This is a genomic window from Klebsiella pasteurii, assembly GCF_018139045.1.
GTDB lineage: Bacteria > Pseudomonadota > Gammaproteobacteria > Enterobacterales > Enterobacteriaceae > Klebsiella > Klebsiella grimontii.
Window position 1 is genome coordinate 4,285,783 of the sequence record NZ_CP073236.1, and the last position, 17,634, is coordinate 4,303,416.

A 17,634-nucleotide genomic window follows, 5' to 3' on the forward strand; every position below is an offset into this window, starting at 1 on the left:
CAATATGGAGCATCTGCACATGAAGACTCGTACCCAACAAATCGAAGAATTAAACAAAGAGTGGACGAAACCGCGCTGGGAAGGGATTACCCGCCCATACAGCGCCGAGGACGTGGTGAAGCTACGCGGCTCGGTCAACCCGGAGTGTACGCTGGCGCAACTGGGCGCGGCAAAGATGTGGCGACTCCTGCACGGCGAAGCGAAAAAAGGCTACGTCAACAGCCTGGGCGCGCTGACCGGCGGGCAGGCGCTGCAGCAGGCGAAAGCGGGCATTGAAGCGATTTATCTTTCCGGCTGGCAGGTCGCGGCGGATGCCAACCTGGCCTCCAGCATGTATCCGGATCAATCGCTCTATCCGGCAAACTCGGTACCGGCGGTTGTCGATCGGATCAACAACACCTTCCGCCGCGCAGATCAGATCCAGTGGTCTGCGGGCATTGAGCCGAACGATCCGCGTTATACCGATTATTTCCTGCCGATCGTCGCCGACGCGGAAGCGGGATTTGGCGGCGTGCTTAATGCGTTTGAGCTGATGAAATCGATGATTGAGGCCGGTGCAGCGGCCGTACACTTCGAAGACCAGCTGGCATCGGTGAAGAAGTGCGGCCATATGGGCGGCAAAGTGCTGGTCCCCACGCAAGAGGCGATTCAGAAACTGGTTGCCGCGCGCCTGGCGGCGGATGTGATGGGCGTGCCAACCCTGGTGATTGCCCGTACTGACGCCGATGCGGCGGATTTAATTACCTCAGACTGCGATCCTTACGATCGTCAGTTCATCACCGGAGACCGTACCAGCGAAGGTTTCTTCCGCACCCATGCCGGTATCGAACAGGCGATCAGCCGCGGGCTGGCCTACGCGCCCTATGCCGACCTGGTGTGGTGTGAAACTTCCACCCCGGACCTTGAGCTGGCGAAGCGCTTTGCCGATGCGATTCACGCGAAATATCCGGGTAAACTGCTGGCCTACAACTGCTCGCCGTCGTTTAACTGGCAGAAAAAGCTGGATGATAAAACCATCGCCAGCTTCCAGCAGCAGCTGTCGGATATGGGTTACAAGTATCAGTTCATCACCCTGGCGGGTATCCACAGTATGTGGTTCAACATGTTTGATCTGGCGCACGCTTACGCCCAGGGCGAGGGCATGAAGCATTATGTTGAGAAAGTCCAGCAGCCGGAGTTCGCGGCGGCTAAAGATGGCTACACCTTTGTCTCTCATCAGCAGGAAGTGGGCACCGGCTACTTCGATAAGGTGACCACCATTATCCAGGGCGGAGCCTCGTCAGTCACGGCGTTAACCGGCTCTACAGAAGAAGATCAGTTCTGATAATTTCCCCCTCTCCCTCTCTCCGGGGGAGAGGGATGGGTGAGGGGGAAGCGATGACGCGTGGCCTGGAACTATTGATTGCTCAAACTATTTTGCAGGGTTTTGACGCCCAGTATGGTCGTTTTCTTGAAGTGACTTCCGGCGCCCAGCAGCGCTTTGAACAGGCTGACTGGCATACCGTCCAGCAGGCGATGAAGCAGCGTATTCACCTTTACGATCACCATGTCGGCCTGGTCGTCGAACAGCTGCGCTGCATTACTGATGGTAAAAATACCGATACCGATTTTTTGCTGCGGGTGAAAGAGCACTATACCCGCCTGCTGCCGGATTACCCTCGCTTCGAAATTGCGGAGAGCTTTTTTAATTCCGTCTATTGCCGGTTGTTTGACCACCGCTCGCTGACTCCCGAGCGGCTTTTTATTTTCAGCTCGCAGCCGGAGCGGCGCTTACGTTCCATCCCGCGGCCGCTGGCTAAAGATTTCTTCCCTAACCGGGGCTGGGACACGTTATTACGCAAAGTGTTATCCGATCTTCCTCTCCGCCTGCCGTGGCAAAACAGCGCGCGCGATATCGGATATATCACCGCTTGCCTGCAGGAAGCGCTTGGCAGCGAGCTACTTTCCCGCTCACATCTGCAGGTGGCGAACGAACTGTTTTATCGCAATAAGGCGGCCTGGCTGGTGGGTAAACTCGTCACGCCAATAGCGACGCTGCCTTTTCTTCTCCCTATCCATCGTTCTGATGAAGGTGAACTGTTTGTCGATGCCTGTCTGACAACGCACGCCGAAGCTAGCATCGTTTTTGGCTTCGCCCGCTCCTATTTTATGGTTTACGCGCCGCTGCCCGGCGCGCTGGTTGAGTGGCTGCGTGAGATTCTCCCGGGTAAAACCACCGCCGAACTGTATATGGCAATTGGCTGCCAGAAGCATGCGAAAACCGAGAGCTATCGGGAATACCTGCACTACATTTCCCAAAGTGATGAGCAATTTATTGAAGCGCCGGGGATTCGCGGCATGGTGATGCTGGTGTTTACTTTGCCGGGATTTGACCGGGTATTTAAGATCATCAAGGACCGCTTCGCGCCGCAGAAAGAGATGACAGCCGCACACGTGCGCGCCTGCTATCAGCTGGTCAAAGAGCACGACCGCGTGGGACGGATGGCCGATACCCAGGAGTTTGAGAACTTCGTGCTGGAGAAACGGCAAATTGCGCCCGAATTGATGACCCTGCTGCAAACCGAGGCCGGAGCGAAAATTACCGATCTCGGCGATCGAATCGCCATCAGCCATCTTTATATCGAGCGGCGGATGGTGCCGCTCAATATCTGGCTGGAGCAGGTCGACGGTCAGGCGCTGCGCGATGCGGTGGAGGAGTACGGGAACGCCATTCGACAGCTGGCCGCCGCCAACATTTTCCCCGGCGATATGCTATTTAAAAACTTTGGCGTCACGCGTCACGGCCGGGTGGTGTTCTACGATTATGATGAAATTTGCTATATGACGGAAGTGAACTTCCGTGAGATCCCGCCGGCGCGCTACCCGGAAGATGAACTCGCCAGCGAGCCCTGGTATAGCGTCTCGCCGGGCGATGTTTTCCCGGAAGAGTTTCGCCACTGGCTGTGCGCCGATCCGCGCATCGGGCCGCTATTTGAAGAGATGCATTCGGACCTGCTGCGCGCCGACTACTGGCGGGAGCTGCAAACGCGCATCCGCAACGGCCACGTGGAGGATGTCTACGCCTATCGCCGCCGTCAGCGCTTTTGCGTGCGTTACGGCAATCTGCAGCAGGCGGGATAACAGGCGGCCTGGCTCAGGCCGCTTCGATAACGGCAAATTCTTCGTATACCAGCTCCATATCCGGAGCCCAGGTGCCCTCTCGTTCAAAGAAGGCCTGATGCGCCGATTGCCAGTAGGCGAGGCTCAAATCGCCTTCGCCTTCCAGCGCGGCGAGCTCCGGGCTCATTTCGTTAAAACGGATGAGCCTGAGCGTCAGGGTGCGTATCACGCAGACGGCTTTCCCTTTGCCGTCCAGTACAATGTGATATGCCCCTGGCGTCACGGGTGGCTGCTCCTGCTGATAGCTGACAAGCGAGCCGCAGGTACCGCGCTTTTTCCCCGCGACGACCAGTGCCGCCAGCTCGTCGGCCAGCGCCGCGGAGTCGCCGAAAGACCAGCAAAAAGCTGAAGGGTATTTATCTTGCCAGTAGGATTTCAGATCGCTCATTTAGCGCACTCCGCCGTAGGCCAGCGTGACTTCTTTCGCCGCCTTGATCACCATCGCGCCGAACTCGGTCACGCGGTCATCGGTAATGCGGGAAATGGGTCCGGAGATTGAGATAGCGGCGAACGGCTCACGATGTTCATCATAAATGCACGACGCTACGCAGCGCAGGCCAAGCGCGTGTTCCTCGTCATCAAACGAGTAGCCACGCTTACGCGTCTGGGCCAGATCTTCTTTCAGATGCACCGGCGACACCAGAGTGGCGTGGGTATAGGCGTGCAGACCTTTTCGGTGCAGCAGGCCGGTAACCTGCTCTTCGCTTAGCTGCGACAGAAAAGCCTTTCCGGCGCCGGAAGCGTGCATCGGCAGCTTACCGCCAATCGGCGCCGACATACGCATCAGTTGGGTACACTGCACCTGATCGATAATAATCGCCTGGTGGTCGCCCTGGTCAAGTACCGCGAGGTTAACCGTTTCGCCGGAGTCTTCCATCAGCTGACGCAAAATCGGATGGACGATCGCCAACAGGTTACGGCTTTGCAGGAAGCTGCTGCCGACGACGAAAGCATGCGCGCCTACCGACCAGTGTCCCAGCTCACCGACCTGACGAACAAAACCCAACTGCTGCATGGTCGTCAGCAGGCGGTGCGTCGTGGAGTTAGGCAAACCGGCCTGCTGGGCCAGTTCGGTCAGCGCCACGCTACCGTGGGATTCAGCAATCCATTCGAGCAGTTTCAGTCCGCGAGTCAGGGACTGAACTTGTCCGCCAGCCGGAGCGGCGGCGGGAGAGGCAGGTTTTCTGCCGCGTTTTGCGGGAGCGGGGGTCGCCATCGCGGACTCCTTTTTTCTGTATCGTGGAAATGATTTTCGTTTTATTTGGCGATAATGCAATCACTACCCGACTGATCGGATGAGTGAAGCTGAACATGTCTCATCTTGCCCGCTGTTCTCTTTTCCACCCCTTCGGTTTGTGCCAGTATGGTCTGTTGAGTTTTTCGGTCTGGTTGAGCGTTGTCGGGAGCGAGTGTGAGCAGCAAAGTTGAGCAACTGCATCAGCAGTTAAAAGCACGTATTTTGGTTCTGGATGGGGGCATGGGCACCATGATCCAGAGCTATCGTCTGAGTGAGCAGGACTTTCGCGGCGCACGCTTTGCCGACTGGCCGTGCGACCTGAAGGGCAACAACGACCTGCTGGTTCTCAGCAAGCCGGAAGTGATAACCGCTATCCACGATGCCTATTTCGAGGCCGGGGCGGATATCATTGAAACCAACACCTTTAATTCGACGACCATCGCGATGGCGGATTACCAGATGGAATCCCTGTCGGCGGAGATCAACTTTACGGCGGCGAAACTGGCCCGCGCCAGCGCCGATGCCTGGACCGCCCGCACGCCGGAAAAACCGCGCTACGTCGCAGGGGTCCTCGGCCCGACTAACCGCACCGCGTCTATTTCTCCCGACGTCAACGACCCGGCCTACCGCAACATCACCTTTGACGGGCTAGTGGAAGCCTATCGTGAATCCACCAAAGCGCTGGTTGAAGGCGGGGCGGATCTGATTCTGATTGAGACGGTGTTCGATACCCTCAACGCTAAAGCGGCGATCTTTGCGGTTAAAGAGGAGTTCGAAGCGCTGGGGGTCGATCTGCCGATTATGATCTCCGGCACCATCACCGACGCCTCCGGGCGCACGCTGTCCGGCCAGACCACCGAAGCTTTCTATAACTCGCTGCGCCACGCCGATGCGCTGACGTTCGGCCTCAACTGCGCACTCGGGCCGGATGAGCTGCGCCAGTACGTGCAGGAGCTGTCGCGTATCGCCGAATGCTACGTTACCGCCCACCCGAATGCCGGTTTGCCAAACGCCTTTGGCGAATACGACCTCGACGCCGACACGATGGCGGCGCAAATTCGCGAATGGGCTGAAGCCGGATTCCTGAATATTGTCGGCGGCTGCTGCGGCACCACGCCGGAACATATCGCCGCCATGAGCCGCGCGGTGGCCGGCCTGCCGCCGCGCCAGCTGCCGGAAATCCCCGTCGCCTGCCGTCTTTCCGGCCTTGAGCCGCTGAATATCGGCGATGACAGCCTGTTTGTGAACGTCGGCGAACGCACCAACGTCACCGGCTCAGCGAAATTCAAGCGCCTGATTAAAGAAGAGAAATATAACGAAGCGCTGGATGTGGCTCGCCAGCAAGTCGAAAGCGGCGCGCAGATTATCGATATCAATATGGATGAGGGAATGCTCGACGCCGAAGCGGCGATGACGCGCTTCCTCAACCTGATCGCCGGTGAGCCGGATATCGCCCGCGTGCCGATTATGATTGACTCCTCCAAATGGGAAGTTATCGAAAAAGGCCTGAAGTGTATTCAGGGTAAAGGCATCGTTAACTCCATCTCGATGAAAGAGGGCGTTGAGCCGTTTATCCAGCATGCGAAAAAGGTGCGCCGCTACGGGGCCGCCGTCGTGGTGATGGCCTTTGATGAAGTGGGCCAGGCCGATACCCGCGAGCGGAAAATTGAAATTTGCCGCCGGGCGTACAACATTCTCACCGAAGAGGTGGGCTTCCCGCCGGAAGATATCATCTTTGACCCGAATATTTTCGCCGTGGCGACCGGGATTGAAGAGCACAACAACTACGCCCAGGACTTTATCGGCGCCTGCGAAGATATCAAACGCGAACTGCCGCACGCGCTCATTTCCGGCGGCGTGTCTAACGTGTCGTTCTCCTTTCGCGGCAACGACCCGGTGCGCGAGGCGATTCACGCGGTATTCCTCTACTACGCCATCCGCAACGGCATGGATATGGGCATCGTCAACGCTGGCCAGCTGGCGATTTACGACGACCTTCCCGCCGAGCTGCGCGACGCGGTTGAAGATGTGATTCTGAACCGCCGCGATGACGGCACCGAACGCCTGCTCGATTTGGCGGAAAAATATCGCGGCAGCAAAACCGACGATACCGCCAATGCTCAGCAGGCGGAGTGGCGCAGCTGGGACGTCAAAAAACGCCTCGAATACTCGCTGGTTAAAGGCATTACCGAATTTATCGAGCTCGATACCGAAGAAGCCCGCCAGCAGGCCGCGCGGCCGATTGAGGTTATCGAAGGCCCGCTGATGGACGGCATGAACGTGGTCGGCGACCTGTTCGGCGAGGGGAAAATGTTCCTGCCGCAGGTGGTGAAATCCGCCCGCGTCATGAAGCAGGCGGTGGCCTATCTCGAACCCTATATCGAAGCCAGCAAAGAGAAAGGTTCCAGCAACGGCAAGATGGTCATTGCCACCGTGAAAGGCGACGTGCACGACATCGGCAAGAATATTGTCGGCGTGGTGCTGCAGTGTAATAACTACGAAATTGTCGACCTTGGCGTGATGGTGCCTGCGGATAAAATCCTGAAAACCGCCCGCGAGGTTAACGCCGACCTGATTGGCCTCTCCGGGCTGATAACGCCGTCGCTGGATGAGATGGTCAACGTGGCGAAGGAGATGGAGCGTCAGGGCTTTACTATTCCGCTGCTGATCGGCGGCGCCACCACCTCGAAAGCGCATACGGCGGTGAAAATCGAGCAGAACTACAGCGGCCCGACGGTTTACGTGCAGAACGCCTCGCGCACCGTCGGCGTGGTCGCTGCGCTGCTGTCCGCGACCCAGCGTGATGATTTTGTCGCCCGTACCCGCAAAGAGTACGAAACGGTACGTATTCAGCACGGACGTAAAAAGCCGCGTACCCCGCCGGTCACGCTGGAAGCCGCGCGCGATAACGATCTGGCCTTTGACTGGGAAAGCTATACGCCGCCAGTGGCCCATCGTCTGGGCGTACAGGAAGTGGAAGCCAGTATCGAAACCCTGCGTAACTATATCGACTGGACGCCGTTCTTTATGACCTGGTCGCTGGCCGGGAAATATCCGCGCATTCTGGAAGATGAAGTGGTCGGCGAAGAGGCGCAGCGCCTGTTCAAAGACGCCAATGAGCTGCTGGATAAGCTCAGCGCCGGGAAGACACTGAACCCGCGCGGCGTGGTGGGGCTGTTCCCGGCTAACCGCGTCGGCGACGACGTCGAAATCTATCGCGATGAAACCCGCACGCACGTGCTGACCGTGGGGCATCATTTGCGCCAGCAGACCGAGAAAGTCGGTTTTGCCAACTACTGCCTGGCGGACTTTGTCGCGCCGAAACTGTCAGGAAAAGCGGATTATATCGGCGCCTTTGCGGTGACCGGCGGCCTTGAGGAAGACGCGCTGGCCGACGCCTACGAAGCGCAGCACGATGATTACAACAAGATTATGGTGAAGGCGATTGCCGACCGTCTGGCGGAAGCCTTTGCCGAATATCTGCATGAGCGGGTGCGCAAGGTCTATTGGGGCTATGCGGCGAACGAGAACCTCAGTAACGAAGAGCTGATCCGCGAGAACTATCAGGGAATTCGCCCGGCGCCGGGCTATCCGGCCTGCCCGGAACACACCGAAAAGGCGACGATCTGGGAGCTGCTGGAGGTGGAAAAGCACACCGGCATGAAGCTGACGGAGTCCTTTGCCATGTGGCCCGGCGCGTCGGTTTCCGGCTGGTACTTCAGCCATCCTGACAGCAAGTACTTCGCGGTGGCGCAAATTCAGCGCGACCAGGTGGAAGACTATGCGTTGCGTAAGGGGATGAGCGTGGCGGAAGTGGAGCGCTGGCTGGCGCCGAACCTCGGTTACGATGCCGACTGATCCACCAAACCGTTATCTTTTCTTACAACTAACAGGGCGCTCAATGAGCGCCCTGTCTCTTTATTGTGCGTAAACCCTTATACTGAAGGGAACTTGCGATCGTTGCCGTCGGATAAGCAAAGCGCTATCCGGCCTGTAACGGTTGATGAGTTTCTGGAACAAATAAATATAAGGAGAAGCTGATTCCGTGTTAACTCTGCTACACCTGTTGTCCGCCGTCGCTCTACTGGTGTGGGGCACCCATATCGTCCGTACCGGCGTGATGCGTGTCTACGGCGCTCGCCTGCGCAGCGTGCTCAGCAGCAGCGTGGAGAAAAAACCGCTCGCTTTCTGCGCGGGGATCGGCGTTACCGCGCTGGTCCAGAGCAGCAATGCCACCACTATGCTGGTGACTTCTTTTGTCGCCCAGGATCTGGTGGCGCTGGCCCCCGCGCTGGTGATGGTGCTGGGCGCTGACGTCGGTACCGCGCTGATGGCGAGGGTGCTGACCTTCGACCTGTCGTGGCTTTCGCCGCTGCTGATTTTTATCGGCGTGATTTTCTTCCTCGGGCGCAAGCAAACGCGCGCGGGCCAGCTCGGGCGCGTGGGGATTGGTCTGGGCTTGATTCTGCTGGCGCTGGAGCTGATCGTGCAGGCGGTGCATCCCATCACCCAGGCCAACGGCGTACAGGTGATTTTCGCCTCTTTGACCGGCGATATTATGCTGGATGCGCTGATCGGCGCGGTGTTCGCCATCATCAGCTATTCAAGTCTGGCGGCGGTGCTGCTGACCGCGACGTTAACCGCCACCGGCGTGATTTCGTTTCCGGTGGCGCTGTGCCTGGTGATCGGCGCTAACCTCGGCTCCGGGCTGTTGGCCATGCTAAATAACAGCGGCGCCAATGCCGCCGCGCGCCGCGTTGCGCTCGGCAGCCTGCTGTTTAAGCTGGTGGGCAGCCTGATTATCCTGCCGTTTGTACATCTGTTGGCAAACGTCATGGATGAACTCCCGCTGCAAAAATCCGAGCTGGTCATCTATTTCCACGTTTTCTACAACCTGATCCGCTGTATCGCCATGGTGCCGTTTGCCGGGCCGATGGCGAACCTCTGTAAGCGTCTGATTCGCGATGAGCCCGAGCTGGATGCGCGTCTGAAGCCGAAGCATCTGGATACTTCGGCGCTGGATACGCCCGCGCTGGCGCTGGCCAATGCCGCCCGCGAAACCCTGCGTATTGGCGATGCCATGGAGCAGATGCTGGAAAGCCTGCGTAAAGTAATGCACGGTGAGCCGCGTGAAGAGAAAGAGCTGCGGCGGATGGCGGATGATATCAACGTGCTTTACACCGCCATTAAGCTCTATCTGGCGCGGATGCCGAAAGAGGAGCTGGCGGATGAAGAGTCCCGCCGCTGGGCGGAAATTATCGAAATGGCGCTCAACCTCGAGCAGGCTTCGGATATCGTCGAAAGAATGGGCAGCGAAATCGCCGATAAATCGCTGGCCGCGCGCCGCGCGTTCTCTATGGAGGGGCTGAAAGAGCTGGACGCACTCTACGATCAGCTGCTCAGCAATCTGCAGCTGGCGATGTCGGTCTTCTTCTCCGGCGACGTGCCGAGCGCCCGCCGCCTGCGCCGCAGCAAACATCGTTTTCGCATTATGAACCGTCGTTACTCGCACGCGCACGTTGACCGCCTGCATCAGCAAAACGTGCAGAGCATTGAAACCAGTACGCTGCACCTGGCGCTGCTTGGCGATATGAAGCGTCTTAACTCGTTGTTCTGCTCGGTAGCCTATAGCGTGATGGAGCAGCCGGATGAGGACGATGAGCGCGATGATTATTAAGCGCTGTTGAGCCGCCTGACATCCCCGGCTCGCGCTGTGCTTAACCGGGCTACAGGATTACCGCCGCCTGCGGCCGGTAGCTCGGCTGAGGCGTTTACGCCGCAACCCGGAGACTGCGCTGGCCCACCGCCGTCTGCGGAACGGTAGCCCGGAAAGGCGCAACGCGCCTCCTCCGGGACAAGAGCAAGCAGGGGTCAGAAACGATGGCCGGCGTTCAGGGTCACTGCTTCTTCTCCGGCTCTGAACACCAGCGTCGGATTCGGGCCGCCGAGAGTGGCGTGGCCCTGCGTCACCTGAATCCAGTTGCCTTCCGGCAGGCCGATAATCGTCAGCTCTGGCGCAACCACCAGCAGCTCGCGGATCCGCTGTTCGCGGGTCTCGCCTTTATGGCCTTCCGGCAGTGCGTTGGTGAAGTGCGGGTTAATTTGCAGCGGGAACAACCCCAGCGCAGTAAAACCGTTAGGGTCGACAATCGGCATATCGTTAGTGGTGCGAATCGTCGGACAGGCCAGGTTAGCGCCCGCGCTCCAGCCGATATACAGCGCCCCGCGCTTCACCACATCTACTATCGGCGCCAGCAGGCCGCGTTCGCGGCACTCTTTCAGCAACTGAAAGGTGTTGCCGCCGCCGACGATAACTATCTCCGCATTCGCAATCGCCGACACCGGATCCGCGACGCCGTGAATACCTGTGACCGTGACGCCCATTGGACTGAAGACGGCGGCGGTTTTCGCGGTGTAATCGTCCCAGGTTTGCGTTACCCCGGCGAAAGGAATAAATACCGCAGAACGGCGGCCGTTTAGCTGCCCGGCAATGGTCGGCAGCGCATGTTCCAGCCAGGCTTTGCCCGGTAGCGTTGAGTTACTTAATAGCAGCAGTTCCATCATTTCTCCATTTGGCCAGATGATTATTCGGGCAGGGATGTTATCACAGGATATCTTACCGCTTGCTGACGTGGCTCACGCTGAGACGTGCTGAACATAGCGGAACGGCGATTTCTGGCGCAGGGATTCTCTGAATTAATCTGGAAAGTGCCTCGCAGACTGACTCTACCGGGCGTGACAGGTTAGCGGGAACCGCTTAGTTTTACGTTGATGATTCACAGGCAAAGGAATAGAAAATGCTCGTTTATTACGCTAATCTGAGGCATGTCATGCGCATTATCATGGGGGCTATCATGCGCACTACGTCGAACGTTAAAAAATCAGTCAATGTCTCGCTTTCGCCTGAAATACTGGAAGAGGCGCGTAAACTTAAAATCAACATTTCGGCGGTTTTAACGGAAGCTTTGCTTGAAAAACTTCGTGAGCACAAACGTGAAGAGTGGTTACGAGACAATAAGAAATCGATCGATACGATTAACCAATGGGTAGAAGAAAACGGTTCGTTTAGTGATTTTCAAAGGCCGTTCTGATGGAACAATATTGCGCTTATGAGAATACGGGAAGCGGTAAAAAGGTTTTCCCTTATTTAATCAACCTGCAGCATCCGGTCGCGAATGTCCTGAAGCATATCCTGGTTGCCCCTGTGATAGAACAAAACCAACTACCCGATACCCAGCCCCCGACCAAAATTTGTCCCGTGATTACGATTGCCGGTCAAACTTATATTGTGATGACGCATATGATGGCGGGTTTGCCGCAAAAAGAACTGGGCAAGCGCGTCGCTGATTTGACGGCGGACAGGGCTGCGCTGCGCGATGCAATCGACTTCCTGATCAACGGTTATTAGGGCGCCCTCCCTGGCGCTCTCCGTTTTGCCCTTATCCTCTGGCAAAGGCCGCGGCTTCAGCGACCAGCGCCGCGTCCGGGCGCACGCCGGTGTAGAGCGCAAATTGCTCCACCGCCTGCAGGGCAATCACCTCCGCGCCGCTGATAACGTGCTTGTCCAGCCTCTGCGCCAGCTTGATGAGCGGGGTTTCCGGCGGTAGCGCGACCACGTCAAATATCACGGCGGCCCGTTCCACCATTGTCTGGCTAAAGGCCAGGGTTTCGCTTTCCGCACCGCCCGCCATGCCGAGCGGCGTGACGTTAACCAGAATATCCGCTGCGATTCCCTCTGGCTTGGGCTGCCACTGGAAACCGTACTGCTTCGCCAGCGCCAGGCCGCGCTCGCGATGGCGGGCGGCGATAATCACATCGCGGAAACCGGCATCGCGGAAGGCGGCGATGACCGCTTTGCCCATTCCGCCGCTGCCCTGGATCATCACTTTGGCAGAGGCGTCGAGCCGATGGCTGTCAATCAGGCTTTTTACCGCGATATAGTCGGTATTCAGCCCGGTCAGCCTGCCGTCGTCGTTGACGATGGTATTGACCGAATCAATCACCTTTGCCGAAGGGTCAAGAGCGTCGAGAAACGGTATGCAGCTCTCTTTAAACGGCATCGAGACCGCGCAGCCGCGAACGCCTAATGCGCGCACGCCGTTTACCGCCGCGGCAATATCCTGGGTCGTAAACGCTTTATAGATATAGTTCAGCCCCAGCTTTTCATACAGATAGTTGTGAAAGCGGGTGCCGAAGTTGCCCGGACGACCGGCCAACGACATGCACAGCTGCGTATCACGATTAATCATGAACAATATCCTCCGCGTGGGCCAGCAGATACACCTCCGCCTCTTTTGACCAGATACCGTGATGGCGCTCCATAATCGCCGCCAGCTGCGGATCGCTGATTTCTCCCAGCGGCGTCAGCGGGATATTTTTCCCGGTATAGACCAGCTTTTTACCGCCTCCCACCGCCGGTAAATCCAGGGTCGTCTCGCCCGCCGCGTTCAGCCCCAGAATATGGGTCACCACCTTCGCGGTCTGGACTTTTTTCGCCTGCATCAGCGCTACGGCGGCGCGCATATCGTCGGTATTACCGCCGGAGGTGCCGACGTAGTGGGTAAATGCGTAATGCACATCGTAAAAATTGATCGGCGCGCTGAACTGCTTATCCTGCGGACCGGCGAAGAAGTTCAGGCAGCCGTCTGCGGCCAGCAGCGAGGATGCCAGAGTGATGAGCTGTTCGTTAGGGACGAAGACGAAGATATCGTCAAAACCGTGGCCGCCGGAGAGCGCCATCAGCGTTTCGCGGCTGGCGTCACGCCCATCAAGATAGTGGATCAGCGTTTGCGGCTCGGAGGGATAGTGCTGGCGCGCATAGCTGAGCTTTGGCTTATTGGTGTCGGTGACCACCAGCAGCGCCGGATTGATCGGGCCATGCAGCGCGTAGTCGATAGCCAGCAGGCCCATCGGGCCGGTGCCGCCGAGGATCAGCGTGCGCCCCTGCGGGCGAATGCCCATCACATGGTTATAGCTGCCTTCCTGCAAATGGTAGTTGGCGTTGAAGGCGCCAATCACGCAGGAAAGCGGCTCCACCAGCGAACCTTCAAACCAGGTATCGCCTTCCCAGGAAAGCAAACAATCCTGTTCCATCACCTCGTTGGGGATCACCACGTGGGTGGCTTCGCCACCGATCCACGGGAAGGAATAGCCGGGGCAGTCCGGGCGATCCGGCAACTGCAGGTTGGCCTGAATAACATAGCGTTGACCAGCGTGAAACTTGTGCTGCCACTTTTTACCGACGGCGATAATTTCCCCGCAAAACTCATGGCCGATGATAATCGGGTTGGTCGCCACATCGTCCGGCACCTTTTTGTGGTCCTCACCCTGATTCGCCTCTTTCCATGAGGAGAGGCACAGGCTGTCGGTGACCACCCGGGCGAGGATTTCATCATCCTGCATCGCCGGTAGTTCGAAGGTTTCCAGGCGCAGGTCGCGTTTGCCGTACAGGCGCAGGGCTGTTGTTTGCATATTTACCACCTCATCCCCTTCATCTTTCGCATTACGGCTGTGTTGGCTTTCTTCACGCCCTGGTCACGCAGTGAATCTACGCTCCCAGGGATACGTTCGGTTGCCGCTTTGCCGTACTGCGCAATCTGTTGGGGCTAACTTGTTGAAGTAGCCCCGGCATCGCCGGGGCGGAATAATCAGGACAGGAAGCCCAGCGCGTTACCGATAATCCCCAAACCGAAGAGGGCGAAAATCAGCCATACTGGGTTCACTTTCTTATTAAGCAGACGCACCATCAGCAGCGTCAGGCCCAAAGCCAGCAGCCCGGGGCAGAGCTGATCGAGGATGTTCTGTACGGTCATGGTGACGGTCGAGCCATCGGCGCCCGGCGTTTGCGAGACCACCAGCGGTACGTTGATAGTGGTCCACTTGGTGACCAACACGCCCATCACAAACAGGCCAAGAATGGAGGCGCCTTCGGTCAGTTTTTGCAGCAGGTTGCCGCCCATATCGCTGACGATATTGACCCCTTTACGGAAGCCAAGCTGCAGCCCGTACCACTTCATCGCCAGACGTACTGCGTTGAAAATGAAGAAGAATAGCAGGGGGCCAAGAATATTCCCGGAGAGCGCCAGCGAGGCGCCGAGGGCGGCGGTAATTGGCCGCAGCGTGCCCCATACCAGCGGGTCGCCCACGCCGGCCAGCGGCCCCATCAGACCCACTTTGATCCCGTTGATGGCGCCATCGTCAATAGCGGCGCCGTTAGCCCGCGCTTCCTCCATCGCGGCGGTCACGCCAATCACCGGCCCGCACACCGCCGGGGTGGTGTTAAAGAACACCAGATGGCGCTTCAGCGCGGCGACCTGATCCTCCTTCAGCGGGTAGAGGCGCTTGATGGCCGGGATCATGTCGTAGCAGAAGCCAAGCCCGTGAATACGTTCGAAGTTGAATGACGCCTGCTGCAGGTTGGAGCGCAGAAACATGCTCACCAGGTCGCCTTGGGTAATTTTTCTCTGTTCCATGTTGGGCTCCATCAGTCGTCAAGCTGGTCAAGGGCAGTGGAAGAGGTGGCGGCTGCCTGCGCTTCAGGTTTACGCCACTGCGGATTAAGCTGGATATAAATCAGCGCGATGATGACCCCCACGCCGCCGAAGGCCAGCAGGCTAAAGTCGAGATATCCCCCTGCGAGGAAGCCGAGGAAGAAGAAGGGCATCAGATACTTCACGCCCATCATGCGTAGCACCATGGCGTAGCCGACCACCACGATAAAACCGCCGGCGATTTGCAGACCGCGGGTGACGAATTCCGGGATGGCGTTGAGCATATTGCTGACCATATCCGCGCTGACGAACAGCGAAACCACCAGCGCGGGGATAGCAACGCGCAGCGCCTGTACACCCAACGCCGATACGTGCAGCAGATCGATTGTCCCGAAGCGCGCTTCTTCTGCTGCCTTATCCGCCGCGTGCTGGAACACCACGGTAATGGTGCGGGCGAACACGGTGAGCACCTGACCCGCCGCGGCGACCGGCAGCGCAATCGCTATTCCGGTAGCGATGCTTTGCTGGCCCACGATCACCAGGATGGCGGAGATAATGCTGGCTAACGCCGAATCCGGAGACTGCGCCGCGCCGACGTTCATCCAGCCGAGCGCGATCAGCTCCAGCGTCCCGCCGAGCATAATCCCGGTTTTTAAATCACCGAGAATTAAGCCAATCACGGTACAGGCGATTAATGGGCGGTGAGTCTGGAATTCATCCAGCACGCTGCCCATCCCGGCAATACAGGAAAAAATAAATATGGCGATGATTTGTAGGGTACTTATTTCCATAATTTGTCACCTTGAGGGTATAGAAATCCCTGCCTTTTACGGCATTTACACGATGTTCTTCAGGCTGCCTCTTTGTTGACTGCATTCTCTCGCCCCAGTCACATAGTTAGCTATGCTGCTGGTGACTCGCTCATTTGCCGCCGAAATGCATTCAGAATGACAGTGTGTAATAAAAGGCGCGTTTTATTATTCTGTAACGGACTGCTCTGCTATTTTTTCGAGAATATTAACCGACGGATCCGAGGCTACGACGCGTAAATCAAGCTTAACGCCCAGCTTATCTAACTGCTGAAAGGCATTAATATCCGCTGCGTCTAATGAGACCGCTTTGGTTAACTGTTTTTTACCCGGTCGCCAGGCCATGCCGCCAATATTCAGGGTGGCTATTTTGACGCCTTGCTGCACCATGGTTAATACGTCCTGCGGATTAGTGAATAAATAAAAAACCGTTTCGTCCTGATATTGCGGGTTGTGATAAACGGCGACGGCTTTCTCGATATTCACCACATTGACCTTCATGCCCGGCGGCGCGGCCTGGCGAAGCAGCGTGCGGCGAACGTCGTCGTTATACACGTCGTCATTACAGATAATGATACGCTGGGCGTTGGCCACTTTTGACCAAACGGTGGTGACCTGGCCGTGAATCAGGCGGTCATCAATGCGTGCGAGCGTAATGTTCATCAGAAATCCTCCTCAACGGTTTCCGGCTGTCGCCAGGTGACGCAGCACTGGCTGGCGATAGTCTCAAGATGTTGGCACAGTGCTTCTGCATTCATCGTTTGCTGGTTATCGACCAGCTCCAGAGCCAGCGGTAGCGACAGGCCGCTGATGACCCGAAGCTGCGGGTTGCGCATCGCCAGGCCGGCGGCGGCGTTCCACGGGCTGCCGCACTGTAGATCGACGGCGATGAGCCACTCCTCCTCTTTGTGAGTACTTACCAACTTTTCAAGCTTATCGGCGATATCGCCCGCGTTTTCCCCCGGTACAAACGCCACGGCGCTGACGTGGACATCGCCGTAAACCATGCGCACCGAGTCGAGCATGGCGCAGGCCAGCTGACCGTGAGCGCAGAAGATGACGTTAACCATGTTTCCCCCTTAGCCGCGCGTTTTGCCGCCCGCAATGTTAGTGGTTACTCCGGTAATGTAGCTGGCGCGCTCTGAGAGCAGATAGCAAACAAAATCAGCAACTTCACTGAGACGGCCGGAGCGACCAACAGGGATCGCATTTTTGCTATAGCCTTCGCGCAGCTGTTCTACAGTGATATTGCGGGTCCAGGCCAGCGCCTCTTCATATTCCGGGGTACGCAGCCCGGTTTTTTCCAGAATGCCCGGCGCGACGCCTACGACGCGAATACCGTGCTTGCCCAGCTCTTTCGACCAGGAGCGGGTAAAGCTGTTCAGCGCGGCCTTGGTCGCGGCGTAGCAGCTCTGGCCTTCAGAGCCTTCGAGACCGCTTTCCGACGAGACGTTAACAATCACGCCGCTGCGCTGTTTCACCATCTGGCGCGCCACCGCCTGCGACATCAGGAAAACGCCTTTCTGGTTGATATTGACCATTTTTTCGAATGCCGCTTCATTTAATTCATAGCGACCGGACGGCGCTTTCTCATCCACTAATAAACGCGGGAAATTGACGCCGGCGTTATTGACTAAACCATCAATGCGGCCAAAGCGCTGAATAATACTCTCGACGGTTTTATTCACTTCGCTGGCGCTGGAAATATCGGTTGGCCAGAAATTATAATTATCGCGATTCTGATGTTTGTCGCCGCCGTGAATATCGCTCATCTGCACGTTGGCGTCCTGGGCTAATAACTCATCGACAATCGCCAGGCCGATTCCTGATGCGCCGCCGGTCACGATAATTATTTTGTCTTTTAAATTTAACCATGTATTCATTATCGACTCCTGTTTCTTTAGATAAAGGGATCCCCCGCAGCAGCGCTGCGTGAAAT

General features: G+C 57.4%; 16 protein-coding genes. 6 read left to right on the forward strand and 10 right to left on the reverse strand.

Going from position 1 to position 17,634, the window contains the following annotated elements:
* Positions 1–19 precede the first annotated feature (19 nt).
* Both aceA and aceK read left to right on the forward strand, forming a co-directional pair.
* Positions 20–1,324 (forward strand): isocitrate lyase, encoded by a 1,305-nt coding sequence (gene aceA, locus KCG39_RS20110; protein WP_004127709.1) that lies wholly within the window; start codon positions 20–22, stop codon positions 1,322–1,324.
* A 53-nt stretch (positions 1,325–1,377) separates the two neighbouring features.
* A complete protein-coding gene (aceK, locus tag KCG39_RS20115; RefSeq protein WP_032742235.1) occupies positions 1,378–3,120 on the forward strand; it encodes a bifunctional isocitrate dehydrogenase kinase/phosphatase in 1,743 nt (580 codons plus the stop codon).
* 13 nt (positions 3,121–3,133) lie between these two features.
* Here the strand turns inward: aceK and KCG39_RS20120 are convergent, their stop codons facing one another.
* Positions 3,134–3,538, reverse strand: coding sequence for an ASCH domain-containing protein (locus KCG39_RS20120; protein WP_087829759.1), 405 nt, complete (start codon positions 3,536–3,538; stop codon positions 3,134–3,136).
* Between the two features lie 9 nt (positions 3,539–3,547).
* Positions 3,548–4,375: a glyoxylate bypass operon transcriptional repressor IclR gene (gene iclR / locus KCG39_RS20125; RefSeq protein WP_004127712.1), complete on the reverse strand. Its 828-nt coding sequence runs from the start codon at positions 4,373–4,375 to the stop codon at positions 3,548–3,550.
* A 195-nt stretch (positions 4,376–4,570) separates the two neighbouring features.
* Here iclR and metH point away from each other — a divergent pair, with 195 nt between their 5' ends.
* Complete coding sequence (gene metH, locus KCG39_RS20130) at positions 4,571–8,254, forward strand: methionine synthase (RefSeq protein WP_004127713.1); 3,684 nt, start codon at positions 4,571–4,573, stop codon at positions 8,252–8,254.
* Between the two features lie 187 nt (positions 8,255–8,441).
* The gene (locus tag KCG39_RS20135) at positions 8,442–10,073 is read left to right on the forward strand and encodes a Na/Pi cotransporter family protein (protein WP_004127714.1); all 1,632 of its coding nucleotides are present in this window, start codon (positions 8,442–8,444) and stop codon (positions 10,071–10,073) included.
* Between the two features lie 194 nt (positions 10,074–10,267).
* Here the strand turns inward: KCG39_RS20135 and pepE are convergent, their stop codons facing one another.
* A complete protein-coding gene (gene pepE / locus KCG39_RS20140; RefSeq protein ID WP_112167081.1) occupies positions 10,268–10,957 on the reverse strand; it encodes a dipeptidase PepE in 690 nt (229 codons plus the stop codon).
* A 236-nt stretch (positions 10,958–11,193) separates the two neighbouring features.
* Here pepE and KCG39_RS20145 point away from each other — a divergent pair, with 236 nt between their 5' ends.
* Positions 11,194–11,487 (forward strand): type II toxin-antitoxin system CcdA family antitoxin, encoded by a 294-nt coding sequence (locus KCG39_RS20145; RefSeq protein ID WP_004127718.1) that lies wholly within the window; start codon positions 11,194–11,196, stop codon positions 11,485–11,487.
* The gene (locus tag KCG39_RS20150; RefSeq protein WP_014837118.1) at positions 11,487–11,804 is read left to right on the forward strand and encodes a CcdB family protein; all 318 of its coding nucleotides are present in this window, start codon (positions 11,487–11,489) and stop codon (positions 11,802–11,804) included. Before KCG39_RS20145 ends, KCG39_RS20150 begins: the two co-directional genes overlap by 1 nt.
* A 31-nt stretch (positions 11,805–11,835) precedes the next feature.
* Here KCG39_RS20150 and KCG39_RS20155 read toward each other — a convergent pair whose 3' ends face one another.
* The 7 genes from KCG39_RS20155 to KCG39_RS20185 all read right to left on the reverse strand — a co-directional run bounded on the left by KCG39_RS20155 (position 11,836) and on the right by KCG39_RS20185 (position 17,578).
* Positions 11,836–12,645, reverse strand: coding sequence for a shikimate 5-dehydrogenase (locus KCG39_RS20155; RefSeq protein WP_004127723.1), 810 nt, complete (start codon positions 12,643–12,645; stop codon positions 11,836–11,838).
* Positions 12,638–13,867 carry an L-sorbose 1-phosphate reductase gene (gene sorE / locus KCG39_RS20160; RefSeq protein WP_004127726.1) on the reverse strand — a complete coding sequence of 410 codons (1,230 nt, stop codon included), beginning with the start codon at positions 13,865–13,867 and terminating at the stop codon, positions 12,638–12,640. The genes KCG39_RS20155 and sorE overlap by 8 nt, the downstream gene beginning before the upstream one ends.
* 176 nt (positions 13,868–14,043) lie before the next feature.
* Complete coding sequence (locus KCG39_RS20165) at positions 14,044–14,868, reverse strand: PTS system mannose/fructose/sorbose family transporter subunit IID (RefSeq protein WP_004127729.1); 825 nt, start codon at positions 14,866–14,868, stop codon at positions 14,044–14,046.
* An 11-nt stretch (positions 14,869–14,879) separates the two neighbouring features.
* Positions 14,880–15,677 (reverse strand): PTS mannose/fructose/sorbose transporter subunit IIC, encoded by a 798-nt coding sequence (locus KCG39_RS20170; protein ID WP_087829627.1) that lies wholly within the window; start codon positions 15,675–15,677, stop codon positions 14,880–14,882.
* Between the two features lie 186 nt (positions 15,678–15,863).
* Positions 15,864–16,358, reverse strand: coding sequence for a PTS sugar transporter subunit IIB (locus KCG39_RS20175; RefSeq protein ID WP_004127734.1), 495 nt, complete (start codon positions 16,356–16,358; stop codon positions 15,864–15,866).
* Positions 16,358–16,765, reverse strand: coding sequence for a mannose/fructose/sorbose PTS transporter subunit IIA (locus KCG39_RS20180; RefSeq protein ID WP_014227521.1), 408 nt, complete (start codon positions 16,763–16,765; stop codon positions 16,358–16,360). The genes KCG39_RS20175 and KCG39_RS20180 overlap by 1 nt, the downstream gene beginning before the upstream one ends.
* A 9-nt stretch (positions 16,766–16,774) precedes the next feature.
* Positions 16,775–17,578, reverse strand: coding sequence for an SDR family oxidoreductase (locus tag KCG39_RS20185; protein ID WP_142468472.1), 804 nt, complete (start codon positions 17,576–17,578; stop codon positions 16,775–16,777).
* Positions 17,579–17,634 lie beyond the last annotated feature (56 nt).

Excerpts from the sequence above, each read along its gene's own strand:
- aceA (WP_004127709.1), top strand. The coding sequence starts at position 20 with ATGAAGACTCGTACCCAACAAATCGAAGAATTAAACAAAGAGTGGACG.
- aceK (WP_032742235.1), top strand. The coding sequence starts at position 1,378 with ATGACGCGTGGCCTGGAACTATTGATTGCTCAAACTATTTTGCAGGGT.
- iclR (WP_004127712.1), bottom strand. The coding sequence starts at position 4,375 with ATGGCGACCCCCGCTCCCGCAAAACGCGGCAGAAAACCTGCCTCTCCC.
- pepE (WP_112167081.1), bottom strand. The coding sequence starts at position 10,957 with ATGGAACTGCTGCTATTAAGTAACTCAACGCTACCGGGCAAAGCCTGG.
- KCG39_RS20145 (WP_004127718.1), top strand. The coding sequence starts at position 11,194 with ATGCTCGTTTATTACGCTAATCTGAGGCATGTCATGCGCATTATCATG.
- KCG39_RS20150 (WP_014837118.1), top strand. The coding sequence starts at position 11,487 with ATGGAACAATATTGCGCTTATGAGAATACGGGAAGCGGTAAAAAGGTT.
- KCG39_RS20155 (WP_004127723.1), bottom strand. The coding sequence starts at position 12,645 with ATGATTAATCGTGATACGCAGCTGTGCATGTCGTTGGCCGGTCGTCCG.
- sorE (WP_004127726.1), bottom strand. The coding sequence starts at position 13,867 with ATGCAAACAACAGCCCTGCGCCTGTACGGCAAACGCGACCTGCGCCTG.
- KCG39_RS20165 (WP_004127729.1), bottom strand. The coding sequence starts at position 14,868 with ATGGAACAGAGAAAAATTACCCAAGGCGACCTGGTGAGCATGTTTCTG.
- KCG39_RS20170 (WP_087829627.1), bottom strand. The coding sequence starts at position 15,677 with ATGGAAATAAGTACCCTACAAATCATCGCCATATTTATTTTTTCCTGT.
- KCG39_RS20175 (WP_004127734.1), bottom strand. The coding sequence starts at position 16,358 with ATGAACATTACGCTCGCACGCATTGATGACCGCCTGATTCACGGCCAG.
- KCG39_RS20180 (WP_014227521.1), bottom strand. The coding sequence starts at position 16,765 with ATGGTTAACGTCATCTTCTGCGCTCACGGTCAGCTGGCCTGCGCCATG.
- KCG39_RS20185 (WP_142468472.1), bottom strand. The coding sequence starts at position 17,578 with ATGAATACATGGTTAAATTTAAAAGACAAAATAATTATCGTGACCGGC.